We start from the raw sequence: 16,261 nt of genomic DNA on the forward strand, positions 1-16,261 counted from the left end.
CTTTACTCTCTATTTTTCATATAAATTAGCATAATTAAAGATATGATAGCTAAAAATAATGGATAGAAAAATAAATAGTTTTTTAATATTATCTTATTATTTTCTATTTTACTTTTTTCAAGCTTATTAATTTCTTCATAGATTTCATTTAATTTTTCTTTTGAGTTTGCATTAAATGATTTTCCATTTGTTTGTGTAGCTATTTGATTTAAAATAATTTTATTTGAATTTGCAATACTAATAGTATAAACCTTAATTGCATATTTATTTAAAAGTTTTAATGCAACTTCTAAAGGAATAGTACTAGAGTTGTCTGCTCCATCACTTAATAAAATTATTACTTTTGATTTTGCTTTAGAGGATTTCAAAATATTTGTTGAGGAAACAAGAGAATCTATAAGTGCAGTTTTATCTCCTACTACACCTACATCTAAATAATCAATTATTTCTAATTGGGCATTTTTATCAAAACTAAGAGGAGTTGCCATCATAACAGATGTTCCAAAAACTACAATTGAAATATTGTCATTTACTCTTTTAGGAATAAACTCTTTTACAATATCTTTTACAACAGTAAATCTACTCTCCATTGGATTTAATGGATTAAAACCAAGCTCTTTCATAGAACCACTTGTATCTAAACTTAGAACTATATCAATACCATCATTTTTAATAAGTTGGGTTTTTAGTTCTGTATAGGGTGATGCAAGTGCAACTACTAATCCAACAATAGATAAATATTTTAATACAGCCTGAAAAATATTTGTACTTATTTGATTTTTAACAAAAATATTTAAGTGTGGAACAATATATGTTGGAGTTTTTGCTTTACAAAAAAGTGAGCAAAAAACAAAAAGTAAAATCAATAATAAAAGATATGGATATTCAAATTTTATTGAAAGTAAATAATCAAACATCTACACTGTCCATAAATCTAGAAAATAGTATTTTAATATCTTCATCTATTTGTTTTACATCTTTTTTATATTTATATTTTTCAAGTTCATCAATTAACTCTTCTGCTAATTTTTTTTCTCTTTGAGAAACTGCTAATAGTCTTGAATATTTTGTTATTGTATATGCAGTTTTTTTAGAATCTTCAAAATCTATTTCTTCTAAAATCTTATAGTAATCTTTTCTAAAATCTTTTTTTCTATTTCTGATTATCTTGTATATTAAAAAAAGCAGTAAAAACACTAGAAAAACAGCAACACTTATAAGTAAAATATAAATATAAATAGAAAAATCAGGTATATCAACTAAAGATTTAATATCATGAATTTTAATATTTTCCATCATTGCATTAGCCTTAATAGTTTTGCTAAAGGTTCTTCATGAGTGTATATTTTGATAGACTTTATAGCACATTTTTGAAGATGCTCAAAAAATAAGTGATCATTTTGTTTTACTTCTTGTTTATATTTTTCTATGAGTGAATTATTAATATTACCATTAAAATTATAGTTTGTTGTTGGATCTATAAGATTTACATTTCCTAAGACTTCAGGAGATTCTTCAAATTTATCCCTTACTATTATTACAACAACTTCATGTTTTCTACTAAGAACTTTTAAATCTAAATTTTTAATATCAAAAAAGTCTCCTATTAAAAAAATGGTTGATTTTTTTTTAATTTTTAATAAAAGTTCATCTATTATATTTTTAAAGTTTTGATGTTTTCCCATACTATTGTAGTTAAAAATCTCTTCAGCCATTTTATTTACAGCAAAATGTCTTTTTGATTTTTTAGTACAAAGGTTCACTTTTTCATTTGCAATATAAGAAGTAAAAGGGTCACTTTGCTTAATACAAGAGTAAGCTAATATTGTAGATATTTCAGTAATAAGTTCTTGTTTAAACTTTTTTGTTCCAAAATGAACAGAACCAGATAAAATAGGAACTATTGAAATATTTAATTCCCTTTGAGCATGAAATACTTTTACATAAGGCTTTTTAAACTTGGCACTAATTACCCAGTCTATATTTTTGATATCTTCTCCATATTCATACTCTTTTAATTCTAAAAAGTCATAACCTTCACCTTTTAGTAAGCTTGAGTTATTTCCTATATTTTCTGAAAAGATTTGTCTTCTTGTTTTGATTAATATTTTTTTTAAAGAGTGATTCATTTATGGGATTTGTATTTTTTCCATTATTTTTTGAATTAACTCATCTGTTGAGATTTGCATTGCTTCTGCCTCATAGGATAAAATAATTCTGTGTCTTAAAATATTTTTTACTACAAGAGCAATATCAACAGGGCTTACAAAATCATTTCCTCTAATAAATGCCATTGCTTTTACTGCTTTAAACATATCAATAGTTGCCCTTGGACTTGCTCCAAATTGAATATAATCAGCTATATCTTCTAAATCATACTCTTTAGGTTCTCTTGTTGCACAAACAATATCTACTATATATTTTTCTAATTCCTCATCAATATGAATATTTGAAACCTCTTTTTTAATCTCTTCAAGAGTTTCTTTATCTAATATCTTATTTAGTTCAATATTTTCACCTGAAGTTACTTTTTTCGCTATTTCAAACTCTTCTTGCTTTGTGTTATACCCAACTACAATTTTAAACATAAATCTATCTAGTTGAGCTTCTGGAAGTGTATAAGCACCTTCTTGCTCAATTGGGTTTTGAGTTGCAAGAACTAAAAAAGGAGAATCAATTTTAAAACTATCTTCTGCAATTGTTACTTGTCTTTCTTGCATCACCTCAAGTAATGCTGATTGAACTTTTGCAGGAGCTCTATTTATCTCATCAGCAAGTAAAAGGTTTGTAAAAACAGGACCTTTTTTTATTTTAAATTCACTTGTTTTCATATCATAAATTTGTGCACCAATGATATCACTTGGAAGTAAGTCAGGAGTAAATTGAACTCTTTTAAAGTTTAAGCTAATAATATCTGCTAAAGTTTTAACAGTAGTTGTTTTAGCAAGACCTGGAACACCTTCTAAAAGAATATGACCATTTGTAAAAAGACCTATTAATAAGGCATCAATCATTTCACTTTGACCTACAATAACTTTTGAAAGTTCTTCTTTTACACTTAATACTTTATTTTGTAAACTCAATTATATTTTCCTTCAATTTGATAGTGCAATTTTAACAGATGAATTTAAAACTCAATCTTAAAAACAGCTCCTTTTTCATATGAATATGTTATTTGTCCATCTAATTGAAATTTTGAGATAGAGTTTATAAGTTTTAAACCTAATGTTTCAGAAGTTTCTAAATCTATTTGTTTGCTTAATCCTTTACCATTATCTTTATGTATTAAAAGAAGAGTGCCTTTTTCTGTTTTTTTCATGGAAATTTCTAATTTAGGTTTAGGATTATCTTTAAAAGCATATTTAAAAGAGTTTGTAATAAGTTCATTTAAAATCAAAGCACAAGGCATAGCTATTTCTATATTTAAAACTATCTTTTCAATATCTATTTTATATTCTACTTTTTTTTCAATATCATAGGTATAAGATATATCCTCAAGTAAGTTTTCTACATACTCTTTAAAGCAAATAGAGTTTAAATTTGAAGATTCGTAAAGTTTTCTATGAAGTAGTTCCATTGTATAAATTCTTTCTTGGATATCATTTAAAATTGTTTGAGTATTTTTATCTTTTATTTTATTTTCTTGAAGTTTTATTAAGCTTATTGTTAATGCAAGATTATTTTTTACTCTATGATGAATCTCTTTTAATAATATCTCTTTTTCAAGTAAAGAGTTCTGAAGTTCTTTAGTTTTTTCTTCTACTTTTGTATCTAAAATTTTTATATTTTCTTCAAATGAGTTTAGCATACTATCAAAGGCACGACCAAGGTTCCCAATATCATCATTACCACTTACTAAAGAGCGAATCTTTTTATTACCTTTATTTACTTCTTTTGCTGTATATGTCAGAGTGTTTATTGTTTTAAATAATCTTTTAAAAAGAAAAAAAGCTAATAATAAAGCTAATATTAGTGCGATAAAAGTAGCAGGAAGAATTTTCTTTAATGTGGAATCAACATTTTTTAATAAATCTTCTTTATATACAGTTTTGATTAATAAAAGAGTGTAGTTTTTATATTTATCTCCATATAAATCTCTTACCCATGAAATAGCAGCTTTATTTTTATGTTTGTGTTCTACAAAGTTTTTTTTACTAGCTTGCATTATTTGTTTTGCAGTTAAATTTCCTGTGAAAATATTTGAAACATTAGAAATATTGCTTATTGTGTATTTTTTTTCTTTTTTACTTTTCTTTTTTTGAAATAGTGGCTCAGAATCATCTTCTAAATATTTTGAATTAAGCCAAAATAAATATGTTTTACCTTTGTGTAAGTTTGCAGTTGTATCAAAAGTTTTCTGCACATATTTTTTGATTTTCTTTTCAAAATCTTCATGATTTGGATTTAAGTCTTCTTCTGTACAAAAAACACTAAAAATATAATTTTTGATTTTGCTTGAATATGAATAATATTTTATATGACTACTATATGTTCTATCTAAATATTTTGTATTATATTTTTGCCAAGTATCAAAGCTTTTGATTTTATGTTCTTTGTAGATAAATGAATTTTGGTTTGTAAAAACATCTTTTTTATATTTTATTGAAAAATAGTAATTATTCAGCTTTTTATTTTTTTTAAGAGTCATTTTTATTTCATTAAAATCTAAGTTTGAGTTTATAATCTTATTTTTTAATTTTTCAATTTCATTTTCAATATCTTTTTTTATAAGTTCTGTTTCAAGTTCACTTTGAATAACAATTGCTTCTCCTGCAAGTTTAATTTGTTCTTGGGTTATTGATAAAACTTTTTCTATTTCATTAATAGTTTTTTCATAAGCTTCTTTTTGCATTTTTGGAATAATAAGAGCCAAGAGTATGGAAATTAGAATCAATGCAAGTAAAAAAAGAGAAGCTGAAATTTTTGCATTAAAAGATAAATGTTTAAAAGTTAAAACTTTTGTCATCTAACTTTTAACCTTAAGTTTATATCCATGTTCATACATATTTTCAAAAAGATTTGTTCCAAGTTTTATTTTTAGTCTATAAATCAAAGTTCTTAGTTTTCCTAAATCATAAATGTCCTCTCTCCAAATATATGAAGAGATAATTTGAAAACTTATGATTTCACCAGGGCTTTGACTAAGTATGTAAAAAAGTTTTTTTTCATTTTTTGTTAATTTTATTTTTTCATTGTTTTTATAAAGTTCACTATTTGCATAATCATATTTTAAATCATCCTCTAAAAATAGAAAATTTTTCTCTTCTTTTTGAAGATATTTTCTATTTGTAAAAAAATATTTATGTTTGTGTATTGCCATATTAATAGCTGCTTTTAATTCTGCATCTTTACAAGGTTTTATTAAATATCCATATGGCTCACAACAAAGGGCTTCTTTAATAGTCTTATCATTTGAATAAGATGTTAAAAAAATAATTGGAATTTTAAATCTTTTCCAAATCATATTTGCAACATCAATTCCTGTTTGTTTTGATTTTAGATTTATATCCATTAAAACTAAGTCAGGAAATCTATTTTGAACATGAGTTATAGCTTTATTTGGATCTTTTTCTATTCCTGTAACATTAAATCCCATATTTAAAAGACTTTGTTCTATAGCCATTGCTAAAACGATTTCATCTTCTACAATCATTATATCAATTTCATTTATATTTAATTTTATATTAGGTAAATTTCCCATCGCTACTCCATTAATATAAGAATGATACTAATTATCAATTTAATAAATCTTTAATTTATCTCAAAAAATTCAATAATGTGATTATTTTGTGATTATATATGAGTATGATTCTCAATATTAAGATTAAAAGGAAGTAAATGAAAAATTATACTAGATATTTTTCTTCGTTATCATTGGCAACATGCTTGGCTTTAACAAATGCAGTTGCAAATGAAAAAGATACAAATAGCTTAGGAGAAGTTTCAATTATTGAAACAACAATTGATTCACATGTAAAAAGTATTACTTCTAAAAAGCTAGAAAATCTTCAAGCAAGTGATATTAAAGATATTTTAAAATCTATGCCAAGTGTTGTAGTAGATGGAAATGCTAGATATTCTCAAAAAGTTTATGTAAGAGGTTTAGAGGATAAATCTTCAAATATTACAATTGATGGTGCAAGAATCTCAGGACAACTTTTTCATCATTCAGGGGATCAAACTATTGATGCGCAAATGTTAAAAATAGGTTCAATAGAACTTGGACCAAACTCTGCTTTAAGTGGACCAGGGGTTATAAATGGGTCTTTTGTTTATGAAACTAAAGACCCAAGTGATTATTTACAAGAGGATGAAACTTTTGGTGGACAAGTTGGAGCTTCATATCAAAGTGCTTATGGAAGAAAAGGTTTTGATGTAGCAGTTTTTTCTAAGGTTAATGATAAATTAGAATTTGTTGGAATAGGTAATATTTCCGATGATAATAAACTTGAAATTCCAGGGGTGGAAGATATTGAATCAAAAGAGAGCACTTTAAAAAGTGGTTTAGTAAAATTAATTTTTAAACCAAATAATGAAAATATTTTTAAACTATCTTATAATAAATATGAAGATGGTGGAGATAGACAATTAGCAGGGGAGAAAGTGGGTAGTAATTCACCTACTGTTGATCCACATAATGAAATTTCAAGGGATTCATACTCTTTAAATTATAATTATAATCCTAAAAGTGATTTAGTAAATCTTGAAGCAAAAGTTTATAAAACAACTCAATCTTTAGAAATAGAAGGTGATAATAATATCGATGGTGCATATTGGTTATGGGAAAAAGGTGTAAATCAAATAACAGATGAACCAACAATGAATTTTGAAAATAGATCAAAAGGAATTGATTTAAGAAATACTACATTTTTATCTAATCATAAAATTACATATGGTGCAAGTTATGATAATGATGAACAAGAAGCAATTGCAGATGGTTTAGCAAGATATGTTACAGGACCAAAAGCTGGACAAACAGTTGACCTATCAGTTTCAGGAGGAGAAACAAAAGAGTATGCCTTATATTTAGAGGATGAAATACAATTAGATAAATTTCTTTTAACTTTTGGTGCCAGATATGATGTTCATAAATTAAGTGGTGTTTATTCAGGGAGAAACTCTCAAGTATCTCCTAAATTTAAAGGTGAATATCAAGTAACAGATAATTTAAAATTAAGAACTGGTTATGGAAGAATTTTTAAAGGTCCTTCTTTGGGAGAAACTATGCTTCTTGTATATGGTGTTTCAAAAAATACTCATCATGCCCAAGCACAAACTGGTAATAACTTTGAACTTGGATTTGATTATGACTTATCAAATATTTTAGGAGCAGATAACTCAAGTTTTGGCTTTACAGCATATAAGTATAATGTTGATAATTATATGCATCCAACTAAAAACTTAAAATTAACAAATCAAAATGACATAAAAATCTGGGGTATCGAGTCTGTATTTAGATATACAAAAGATGATTTATCTTTAAGTTTAAGTCATACTTATACTGATGGTGAAGCAGAAGACCTAGCAACAGGTGAAAAGTATGATCACTTCACAAGCAATATCCATACTTTTAAAGTTGATGCAGATTATGAAGTAAATGAACAACTATATTTAAACTATAATGCAGAGTTTGTTCCTGGAAATAAAATAAAAAACTCTTTTCAAACAAAAAAAGAAAAAAGATCAGGATATGGAGTACATAACATAGCAACAACATATTCTCTGAAAACTTTAAAAGGTGCAAAGTTAAGTTTAGGAATTGATAATATCTTTGATAAAAAATATACTAGACATACAGCTTTTGGAGCATATTGGGGAGAACCTGATAGTGGTTCTTATGAAGTAGGAAGAAACTTTAAAGTTAAACTTTCTTATAAATTTTAGTAAAGGCAAGTTTTTACTTGCTTTTATTTTTTCATAGAAAAATAAATAAACAAAAAGCTAATTAAACTTAAATTAATCTAACCTTAGATAAAATCACGACTCTATTTTTAAAATAGAAACCTCACATGTGTCAATCCTGGTATGGGTTGTGACAAGTTAATTGTACTTGCCATTAAGGGGCACAGAGGCTAAACCCTAAAAAAATTAAAACAAGGAACAAAACATGGTTACTATGAAAGACCTATTAGAGTGTGGTGTACACTTCGGACACCAAACAAGAAGATGGAATCCAAAAATGAAAAAATTCATTTTCGGTGTTAGAAAGAATATTTATATTATTGACTTACAAAAAACGTTAAGATATTTCAGATATACATACAATGTAGTTAGAGATGCAGCAGCAGAAGGTCAAACAATGATTTTCGTTGGTACTAAAAAACAAGCTAGTGAAGCTGTTAAAAGAGCTGCAGAAAATTGTGGTATGCCATATGTTAACCACAGATGGTTAGGTGGTATGTTAACAAACTACGGAACAATTAAAAAATCTATTAGAAAATTAGAAGTTATTAAAAAGATGAGAGAAGAAGGACAATTAGACCTTCTAACTAAAAAAGAAGCATTAATGCTTACAAGAAAAGAAGAGAAGTTAGAATTATACCTTGGTGGTATCAAAGAAATGAACAAACTTCCTGATTTAATGTTTGTACTTGATGCAGTAAAAGAAAAAATTGCTATTAAAGAAGCTAGAAGACTTGGAATTAAAGTTGTAGCTCCATTAGATACTAACTGTGACCCTGATTTAGTTGATTTCCCAATTCCAGGAAACGATGATGCAATTAGATCAATTCAATTATTCTGCAACGAAATGGCAGAAGCAATTAATGAAGGTAAAGCTGCATTAGCTGACGAAGCTGGTGAAGAAGAAGCACCTGTATCTTCTGAAGAAGCTGCAGAGGTTGTTGCAGAAGCTGTTGCTGAGGGTGAAACTGAAGCAGTTGAAACTGAAGAAACTAAGGAAGCATAATTATGGCAGGAGCAACTCCAAAACTAATTAAAGAATTAAGAGAAAAATCTGGTGCAGGTATGCTTGATTGTAAAAAAGCATTAAATGAGTGTGATGGAAACATTGAAGAAGCACAAACTTGGTTAAGAGAACAAGGTCTTGCAAAAGCTGCTAAAAAATCAGGTAATGTTGCTGCTGAAGGTTTAGTATCTATCTTAGTTAATGAAGATAATACTAAAGCTACAATGACTGAACTTAACTCACAAACTGACTTCGTTGCTAAAAATGATCAGTTTATTGCGTTAACTAAGCAAATTACAACTCACGCACAAGTAAATAACTTAAATGATGCAGAAGCTTTAGCAGGATCTTCAATTGATGGTCAAGAGTTTACTACATTCTTAAATGAAAAAATTGCAGTTATCGGTGAAAACTTAGTTGCAAGAAAAGTTATCAATGTTGAAGGACCAGTTGTTAATGGTTATGTTCACATGGGTAAAGTTGGTGTTATTTTAGCTGCAAAATGTGATGATGCTGCAAAAGAAAAAACTGCTGAATTACTTAAAAAAGTTGCAATGCACGCAGCTTCTATGAAGCCAACAGTAATTTCTTATACAGATTTAGACCCAGCATTCATCGAATCTGAAAATAAAGCAATTATTGCTGATATTGAAAAAGAGAATGAAGAGTTAGTTAGACTTGGTAAACCTCTTAAAAACATTCCTCAGTTTGTTTCTAAACAACAATTAACTGAAGATGCAGTTGAAGCTGCAAGAAATGAAATGAAAGAAGAGTTAATCGCTCAAGGTAAACCTGAAAAAATTATTGACAACATTGTTGCTGGTAAAATTAACAGATGGATTGAAGATAACTCTCAATTAGATAAAACACATGCATTATTATCTCAAACTTATGTTATGGATGATTCAATGACTGTTGAAGAAGCTATTAAAGCTGTTGACGCATCAATTGAAATCGTTGAGTATGTAAGATTCGAGCTTGGTGAAGGTATCGAAAAGAAAGAAGAAGATTTCGCTGCTGAAGTAGCTGCTCAAATGGGTAACTAATTAGTATCTCACTAAATGATAATAAAGATGAAGTAATGGGTGAAAAAGTAGAAAACAATTCACCCATTGCTGAACAAAAACCTAACTTGCTTGACGCAAAAAATATTTCCCACGAATTTGATTATAAACTTTTTGAAAATATAACTTTCTCAATACAGCCAAAAGAATCAATCTCTATTATTGGTATGAGTGGAAGTGGAAAATCAACTTTACTTAATATTTTATCCTCTTTATTAACCCCTAAATCAGGTGAAATTATTTACAATAATAAAAATCTATATGATTTAAAGAAAAAAGAACTTTTAAATATAAGAAGAGAAGATTTTGGTATAATATTTCAAGCGCATTATTTGTTTCGTGGTTTTTCTGCAAGTGATAATTTAAAAATAGCTACACTACTAAGTGGAAATGATGTAGACCAAGAGCTTTTAAAAAAGCTAAATATTGAGTTTGTATTAAAACAAAGTGTAGGAGAGTTAAGTGGGGGACAACAACAAAGACTCTCAATTGCAAGGGTTTTAACTAAAAAACCTAAAATTATATTTGCAGATGAACCAACTGGTAACTTAGATAAAGATACAGCTCAAATAGTTATGGACACGCTTTTTGAGTATATTAAAGAAAATAATGCTGCCTTAGTTTTAGTAACACATGAAAATGATTTAGCTAAGCAGTGTGATAAAGTATATAAACTAGAAAATCTTCAATTAAAGGAGTTGAAATAAAAATGAATTTGGTACTAATTACAAAAACTCCTATAATTGAAAAGATATTTAGATTAGTATGTAAGAAGTTAAATTTAACAATAAATGTTAAACAAAACTTATCCTTTGAAAAAGAAGAAATTGTAGATTTAATTATTGTTGATGAAGAGTATATTAATGATGATTTCAATAGTTTAAAGAGAAATACTAAAAAATTAGCTGCTATTACAAGTGAAGAACTTCCTTTTGAAAAATCAAGAGACTTTATAATAACTAGACCATTCTTACCAACAGTATTAGAAGAGCTACTTAAAGAGCAAGTAGAATACATAAAAGAAGATGATACTACAAAAGAAGATATTAGGAATGCTGCAAATGAAGAGGAAATAGTTTCAAATTATGTTGAATCTTTAGCCGATGATGTAGCTTATAATATAGAAGAAGAAAATGATGAATCAATTGTAAGTATTGCTTCTTTAAGAGATGGTGGAATATTAGATAATAGTGAATTAACTAAAATTACTGAAATTTTGCATGATGAAGAGATAGAACGAGAAGTTTTAGTTACAGAAAATGACTGGAAAGATATCAATGAAATCATTGATGATGCTTTAAGTGAAGTAAATGAATATGAGTTTGATTTAGGTGAAAATGATGGAAAAGATTCAAATACTCCAATAAAAGTATTATTGAATAACTACTCAATAGAAGAGTTAAAACCATTTTTACAAAAGTTCAATCAAAACGTAATTGATAGATTATCAAATGGCGAAGATATAGATGTTAGATTAAGTTTAAAGGTAGATAATTAATATGGATAAAAAAGGTGCTATTTTAATACTTTCAGGACCTAGTGGATGTGGAAAATCAACTCTTTTAAAAAAAGTATATGAACAAATAGATGATTACTATTTTTCAATTTCAACAACTACAAGAGACCCAAGAGAGGGTGAAAAAAATGGAGTTGATTATTTCTTTGTAAAAAAAGAAGAGTTTGAAGAAGATATTAAAAATGGTCAATTTTTAGAGTGGGCAGAAGTTCATGGAAATTATTATGGTACATCATTAAAACCTATTAAAAAAGCTTTAGTTGAGGGTAAACTTGTTATCTTTGATATTGATGTCCAAGGACATGAAATAGTAAGAAAAAAGCTTGATAACGTAGTAACTTCAGTATTTATTACAACACCTTCTTTAGATGAGTTAGAAGCAAGACTTAAAAATAGAAATACAGATTCTAGCACTGTTATTGCAAGAAGAATAGAGAATGCAAAACATGAAATAAAATCATTTCAAAAGTATGATTATTTTATTGAAAATGATAATTTAGAAAAAGCAAGCTCTGAATTAATTTCTATTGCTAAAATAGCAAGAATTAAATCAAAACTTTTTGAAAAAGAAGAATTAATTAAGAACTGGTTAGGTTACTAAGTCTTAATTAATCTCATCAAAGCTAAGTGGTGCATCAAAGTAGTACCCTTGGCAATAATCTACACCAATCTCTTTTATTTGTTTATAAATCTCTTCACTAGAAACAAACTCTGCAACTGTTGCAAAACCAAATCTCTTGGCAAATTCTGTAATTGTTTTTACAATGATTTTTTGATTTTCAGATGAATCAATATTTTTAATTAAACTTCCATCTATCTTTACATAAGAAATTTTTAGATTAACTAGCATATTAAAGTTTGAATATCCTGCTCCAAAGTCATCTACTCCCACATTACATCCATAAGATTTTACTCTCTCAATAAATTTAAATACTTCAGAGAAATCTGAAATTTCTTCAGACTCTAAAATCTCAAATTCTAAAAGATTTGCATACTCTTTATTCTCTTCAATAGTAGAGTAAATATAAGACATAGTATTTTCACTAGCAATATCTTCAAATGAAATATTAACAGCAACTCTTTTACCTTTTTTTATAATTAAATTAAAGGCTTCATTAATCATGATTTTGATGATATTTGGATAAAGTTTAGCTTTTTTTGCAATATCTAAAAATTTAAATGGAGATACAACTGTTCCATCTTCTTCTATGTATCTTACTAATGCTTCATATTTGTAAACTTCTTTTGTTTGAGTATTTACAATTGGTTGAAAATACCCTTTAAAGTTGTCATTTTTAACACCATTTTTAATTTTTTTAATCCATTTTATATTTTCTTCAAAAGATTCTTGAATATTAAATGAATCATCATAAATTAATATTGGTTCAAACTTTCTTCTAGCATAAGAAACAACTCTTTGCGCATATTTATAAGCATTTGAATTTTCACTTTTTGCAATACCAATTGTGATATTTAAATCAATCTCATGTTCATCAATATAAACAGGGTCTTCTTCAATATAGGTTTCAAACTCTTTACAAAGTTTATATAATTCTTGAATATCTCTATTAAAATCATTTGAAACAATTAAAAACTTATCTGCTTCAATTCTATATATTCTAAAGTCTTCTTTTTTGAAAAATTGCTTTAATGAGTCAGCAAACTCAATAAGAATTTTATCTCCGTTTGTTTCTCCAAATAAATCATTGATAGTTGAAAACTTATCAATATTTACCATTGCCATAAGACCTTGTTCTGATGTTTCAAGATCTTTTTTTAGTCTATTTCTATTTGGAAGATGAGTTAAGTTATCAACATATAAATCTTTTAGTTCATGATAAAGTAGAGATTGACTCATAAGCTGTAAGAGTTTTTTCATATCAATAGGTTTTAAAACATATTTGTCAACTCCTATATCAATTGCTTCAAGTAAATATTCAGTGTTTGAAAAAGCTGTTGCTACAATAATTGGAATATTTGGATTTATTTTTTTGATTTCTCTAATCATTTCAAGGCCATTCATAATAGGCATATTAACATCAGTGATAATAATATCTATTTCTGATTCATGTTCTTTAAAGAGTTCTAACCCTTGCGCTCCGTTTTCTGCAACAAGTTGTTTTTTAGTAAAGCCTTTTAAGATATTGAGTGTTATTTCTCTAAGTGCTGCTTCATCTTCAGCATAAAGAATTGTGATATTTTTTAAGATTGAGACATTTTCTATCATTAAGACTTACTCCATATATATTACGATATAATATAATACTATATATTAGATGAATATTATATGTAACCAATAAATAATATTATTTTAGGAATTTTAGTGTCTAAAACAAAGTGTAACCACTGCCATTTAGAGTTTGATGACAGTGTAATGATAAAAGAAAAAGATTTAAATTTTTGTTGTAAAGGTTGTCAAGGTGTTTATCATCTTTTAAAAGATGATGGATTAGACTCTTTTTATGACAAACTTGGAAATAAAACTATAAATCCTCCTATTGAAGTTGATGATGATATTAACAGATTTGATACAAAAAGTTTTGAAGAGATGTTTATTCATACAACTGAAGACGGCTTTAAACAAATCGATTTGATTATTGAAGGAATTCATTGTGCTGCATGTGTTTGGTTAAATGAAAAAGTTCTTTATGATACAGATGGGATTATTGGTGCAGATATTAACTTTACAAATAACAAAGCTAAAATAATTTGGGATGAGTCAACTGTTAAACTATCAGATATAATCAAAAAAATAAGAAGTATAGGCTATAACGCATATGCATATGATGCAAGTGTTGCAGATGAACAAGCTATAAAGTCAAAGAGAGATTACTTTATTCGTATGATGGTTGCAGTGTTTGCAAGTATGAATATTATGATGCTTTCTGTTGCAAAATATACAGGCTTTTTTACAGGAATGGATGAAGAAGTAAGAAGTTATGTTCATTTAGGTGAATTTATTCTAGCTACTCCTGTATTGTTTTATTCTGGCTGGATTTTCTTTCGTGGTGCTTATTATGGATTAAAAAACCGCATTTTAAATATGGACTTCTTAGTAAGTTCTGGTGCTACATTAACTTATATTTATTCACTGTTTATTCTTTTTGGAGCAAAAGGCGAAAGCTATTTTGACTCTGTTGCTATGATTATTACCTTTGTATTAGTTGGAAAATATCTAGAAGTCATTGGTAAAAAAAGTGCTGTTGATACTTTAGACAAAATTAAAGGAACACTTCCTTTAGAAGCTACAATTGTAGAAAATGGAATTAAAAAATCAATTCCTTTAAATAGTATCAAAGTAGGGGATATTATTGAATTAAGATCAGGTGAAAAAGTTTGTATTGATGGTTTTATTATTAGTGGAGAAGGAAACTTTGATGAATCTAGTTTAACAGGAGAGTCTTTACCTATTTATAAAAGACAAGGTGAAAAAGTATTTAGTGGAACAATAAATAGTGACAGTGTTATTAGATATGAAGCTAGTAAAACATATAAAGATTCTACTTTAAACTCTATTGTAACTTTATTGGAAGATTCTCTTAGTTCAAAACCAAAAATTGAACATAAGGCTAATGAAGTATCAAAAGGTTTTACAATTACAATTCTTTCTTTATCTGTACTTACTTTCTTAGTTTGGTATTTTTTAGGAATAGATTTAGGTTTTAATTATGATGGAACAAATCATTTTGAAAAATCTTTTATTGTCGCTATTTCTGTTATTGTTATTGCTTGTCCTTGTGCCTTAGCCCTTGCTACTCCAATTGCTAGTTTAGTTGGTATCTCTGAACTTGCTAAAAAAGGTTTACTTTTTAAAGAAGCAAAATATATAGAATCAATGGCAAAAGCAGATACTTTAGTTATGGATAAAACTGGAACTATTACAAAGGGTGAATTAAAAGTAAAAAAAATGAGACTTTTAGATGACAATATTCACAAACTAAATCTTTTATATTCTGTATTAGAAGCTTCAACTCATCCTGTTTCTATCTCTGTTAAGAAACATCTTGAAAAAGAGTTATCTTTAGAAACAAAAGAGATTTTTGATGTAAAACAAGTTGAAGCAAAGGGAATAAAAGCAAAATATAAAAATGTAGATGGAAAACTGTTTCATCTTATGGGTGGAAACATTGAACTTCTAAAAGACAGTGGAATTAATTATAAATTTGATTCAAACAATACTGTATATCTGTTCGCAATAAATAGAAAAGTTATTGCAACTTTTGAATTAGTAGATGAGATAAAAGAGGGTGCAAAAGAGCTTATTAATGATGCTTATTCAAATGGCTTAGATATTATTATGCTCACAGGGGATAATGAAAAAGTAGCCTCAAAAGTGGCATCAAAAGTAGGTATTAAAACTTTTGTAGCTGGAATTAATCCAATACAAAAAGCAGAATATATAAAACAATTAAAAGAAGCAGGAAAAACAGTTATCATGGCTGGAGATGGTATAAATGATTCTATTGCTTTAGCAAAATCAGATGTGGCTATTGCAATGGGTAATTCTTCTGATGTGACTATTTCTGTATCAGATGTTGTTTTATTAAATAACTCTTTAGAAAGTTTATTAAAAGCTTTTAAAATATCTAGAAGAACATATAAGTTTATAAAACAAAATTTAACACTTTCTTTGGTGTATAATGCTATAACTATTCCTTTAGCAATGGCAGGTTTTGTAATACCTTTAGTGGCAGCTTTATCTATGAGTTTAAGTTCACTTCTAGTAGTTGCAAACTCTATGAGAATAAAACAAAAATATTAATAGGAAAAAAG

The 16,261-nt window shown here is 27.1% G+C and carries 14 protein-coding genes; 7 read left to right on the plus strand and 7 right to left on the minus strand.

Features of this window, described 5'->3' with window-relative positions:
• Positions 1-2 precede the first annotated feature (2 nt).
• Genes CRV01_RS04060 through CRV01_RS04085 form a run of 6 tightly spaced genes read right to left on the minus strand, consistent with a single transcriptional unit; the run spans position 3 to position 5,701 of the window.
• The gene (locus tag CRV01_RS04060) at positions 3-917 is read right to left on the minus strand and encodes a VWA domain-containing protein (protein WP_129006964.1); all 915 of its coding nucleotides are present in this window, start codon (positions 915-917) and stop codon (positions 3-5) included.
• Positions 910-1,296, minus strand: coding sequence for a hypothetical protein (locus tag CRV01_RS04065; protein ID WP_258238308.1), 387 nt, complete (start codon positions 1,294-1,296; stop codon positions 910-912). Before CRV01_RS04065 ends, CRV01_RS04060 begins: the two co-directional genes overlap by 8 nt.
• Positions 1,296-2,129 (minus strand): DUF58 domain-containing protein, encoded by an 834-nt coding sequence (locus CRV01_RS04070; protein WP_129006966.1) that lies wholly within the window; start codon positions 2,127-2,129, stop codon positions 1,296-1,298. Before CRV01_RS04070 ends, CRV01_RS04065 begins: the two co-directional genes overlap by 1 nt.
• Complete coding sequence (locus tag CRV01_RS04075; protein ID WP_258238309.1) at positions 2,130-3,083, minus strand: MoxR family ATPase; 954 nt, start codon at positions 3,081-3,083, stop codon at positions 2,130-2,132.
• Between the two features lie 44 nt (positions 3,084-3,127).
• Entirely contained in the window at positions 3,128-4,966 is a 1,839-nt protein-coding gene (locus CRV01_RS04080) for a sensor histidine kinase (protein WP_129006967.1), read from the minus strand.
• On the minus strand, positions 4,967-5,701 hold the full coding sequence (locus CRV01_RS04085; protein WP_129006968.1) for a response regulator: 735 nt from the start codon (positions 5,699-5,701) through the stop codon (positions 4,967-4,969).
• A gap of 137 nt (positions 5,702-5,838) precedes the next feature.
• Between CRV01_RS04085 and CRV01_RS04090 the strand changes: the two genes are divergently transcribed.
• From CRV01_RS04090 to gmk, 6 genes are all read left to right on the plus strand, one after another.
• Positions 5,839-7,884, plus strand: coding sequence for a TonB-dependent siderophore receptor (locus tag CRV01_RS04090; RefSeq protein ID WP_129006969.1), 2,046 nt, complete (start codon positions 5,839-5,841; stop codon positions 7,882-7,884).
• A 223-nt stretch (positions 7,885-8,107) separates the two neighbouring features.
• Positions 8,108-8,908 (plus strand): 30S ribosomal protein S2, encoded by an 801-nt coding sequence (gene rpsB / locus CRV01_RS04095; protein WP_129006970.1) that lies wholly within the window; start codon positions 8,108-8,110, stop codon positions 8,906-8,908.
• Positions 8,909-8,910: 2 nt separating this feature from the next.
• Positions 8,911-9,954, plus strand: a complete 1,044-nt coding sequence (tsf, locus tag CRV01_RS04100) for a translation elongation factor Ts (RefSeq protein WP_129006971.1) — start codon at positions 8,911-8,913, stop codon at positions 9,952-9,954.
• A 35-nt stretch (positions 9,955-9,989) separates the two neighbouring features.
• On the plus strand, positions 9,990-10,679 hold the full coding sequence (locus CRV01_RS04105) for an ABC transporter ATP-binding protein (protein ID WP_129006972.1): 690 nt from the start codon (positions 9,990-9,992) through the stop codon (positions 10,677-10,679).
• A gap of 2 nt (positions 10,680-10,681) precedes the next feature.
• Positions 10,682-11,470, plus strand: coding sequence for a hypothetical protein (locus CRV01_RS04110; protein ID WP_129006973.1), 789 nt, complete (start codon positions 10,682-10,684; stop codon positions 11,468-11,470).
• A 1-nt stretch (position 11,471) separates the two neighbouring features.
• Positions 11,472-12,089, plus strand: a complete 618-nt coding sequence (gene gmk, locus CRV01_RS04115; RefSeq protein ID WP_129006974.1) for a guanylate kinase — start codon at positions 11,472-11,474, stop codon at positions 12,087-12,089.
• Positions 12,090-12,092: 3 nt separating this feature from the next.
• Here the strand turns inward: gmk and CRV01_RS04120 are convergent, their stop codons facing one another.
• Complete coding sequence (locus CRV01_RS04120; RefSeq protein WP_129006975.1) at positions 12,093-13,715, minus strand: EAL domain-containing protein; 1,623 nt, start codon at positions 13,713-13,715, stop codon at positions 12,093-12,095.
• Between the two features lie 96 nt (positions 13,716-13,811).
• Here CRV01_RS04120 and CRV01_RS04125 point away from each other — a divergent pair, with 96 nt between their 5' ends.
• On the plus strand, positions 13,812-16,250 hold the full coding sequence (locus CRV01_RS04125; protein WP_129006976.1) for a heavy metal translocating P-type ATPase: 2,439 nt from the start codon (positions 13,812-13,814) through the stop codon (positions 16,248-16,250).
• Positions 16,251-16,261: the final 11 nt, after the last annotated feature.

This window comes from Arcobacter sp. CECT 8983, assembly GCF_004118855.1.
Taxonomy (GTDB): Bacteria; Campylobacterota; Campylobacteria; order Campylobacterales; family Arcobacteraceae; genus Halarcobacter.

Coding starts and splice junctions, on each gene's coding strand:
- CRV01_RS04090 (WP_129006969.1), top strand. CDS start 5,839: ATGAAAAATTATACTAGATATTTTTCTTCGTTATCATTGGCAACATGC.
- CRV01_RS04085 (WP_129006968.1), bottom strand. CDS start 5,701: ATGGGAAATTTACCTAATATAAAATTAAATATAAATGAAATTGATATA.
- CRV01_RS04080 (WP_129006967.1), bottom strand. CDS start 4,966: ATGACAAAAGTTTTAACTTTTAAACATTTATCTTTTAATGCAAAAATT.
- CRV01_RS04110 (WP_129006973.1), top strand. CDS start 10,682: ATGAATTTGGTACTAATTACAAAAACTCCTATAATTGAAAAGATATTT.
- CRV01_RS04065 (WP_258238308.1), bottom strand. CDS start 1,296: ATGGAAAATATTAAAATTCATGATATTAAATCTTTAGTTGATATACCT.
- CRV01_RS04060 (WP_129006964.1), bottom strand. CDS start 917: ATGTTTGATTATTTACTTTCAATAAAATTTGAATATCCATATCTTTTA.
- gmk (WP_129006974.1), top strand. CDS start 11,472: ATGGATAAAAAAGGTGCTATTTTAATACTTTCAGGACCTAGTGGATGT.
- tsf (WP_129006971.1), top strand. CDS start 8,911: ATGGCAGGAGCAACTCCAAAACTAATTAAAGAATTAAGAGAAAAATCT.
- CRV01_RS04105 (WP_129006972.1), top strand. CDS start 9,990: ATGGGTGAAAAAGTAGAAAACAATTCACCCATTGCTGAACAAAAACCT.
- rpsB (WP_129006970.1), top strand. CDS start 8,108: ATGGTTACTATGAAAGACCTATTAGAGTGTGGTGTACACTTCGGACAC.
- CRV01_RS04120 (WP_129006975.1), bottom strand. CDS start 13,715: ATGATAGAAAATGTCTCAATCTTAAAAAATATCACAATTCTTTATGCT.
- CRV01_RS04070 (WP_129006966.1), bottom strand. CDS start 2,129: ATGAATCACTCTTTAAAAAAAATATTAATCAAAACAAGAAGACAAATC.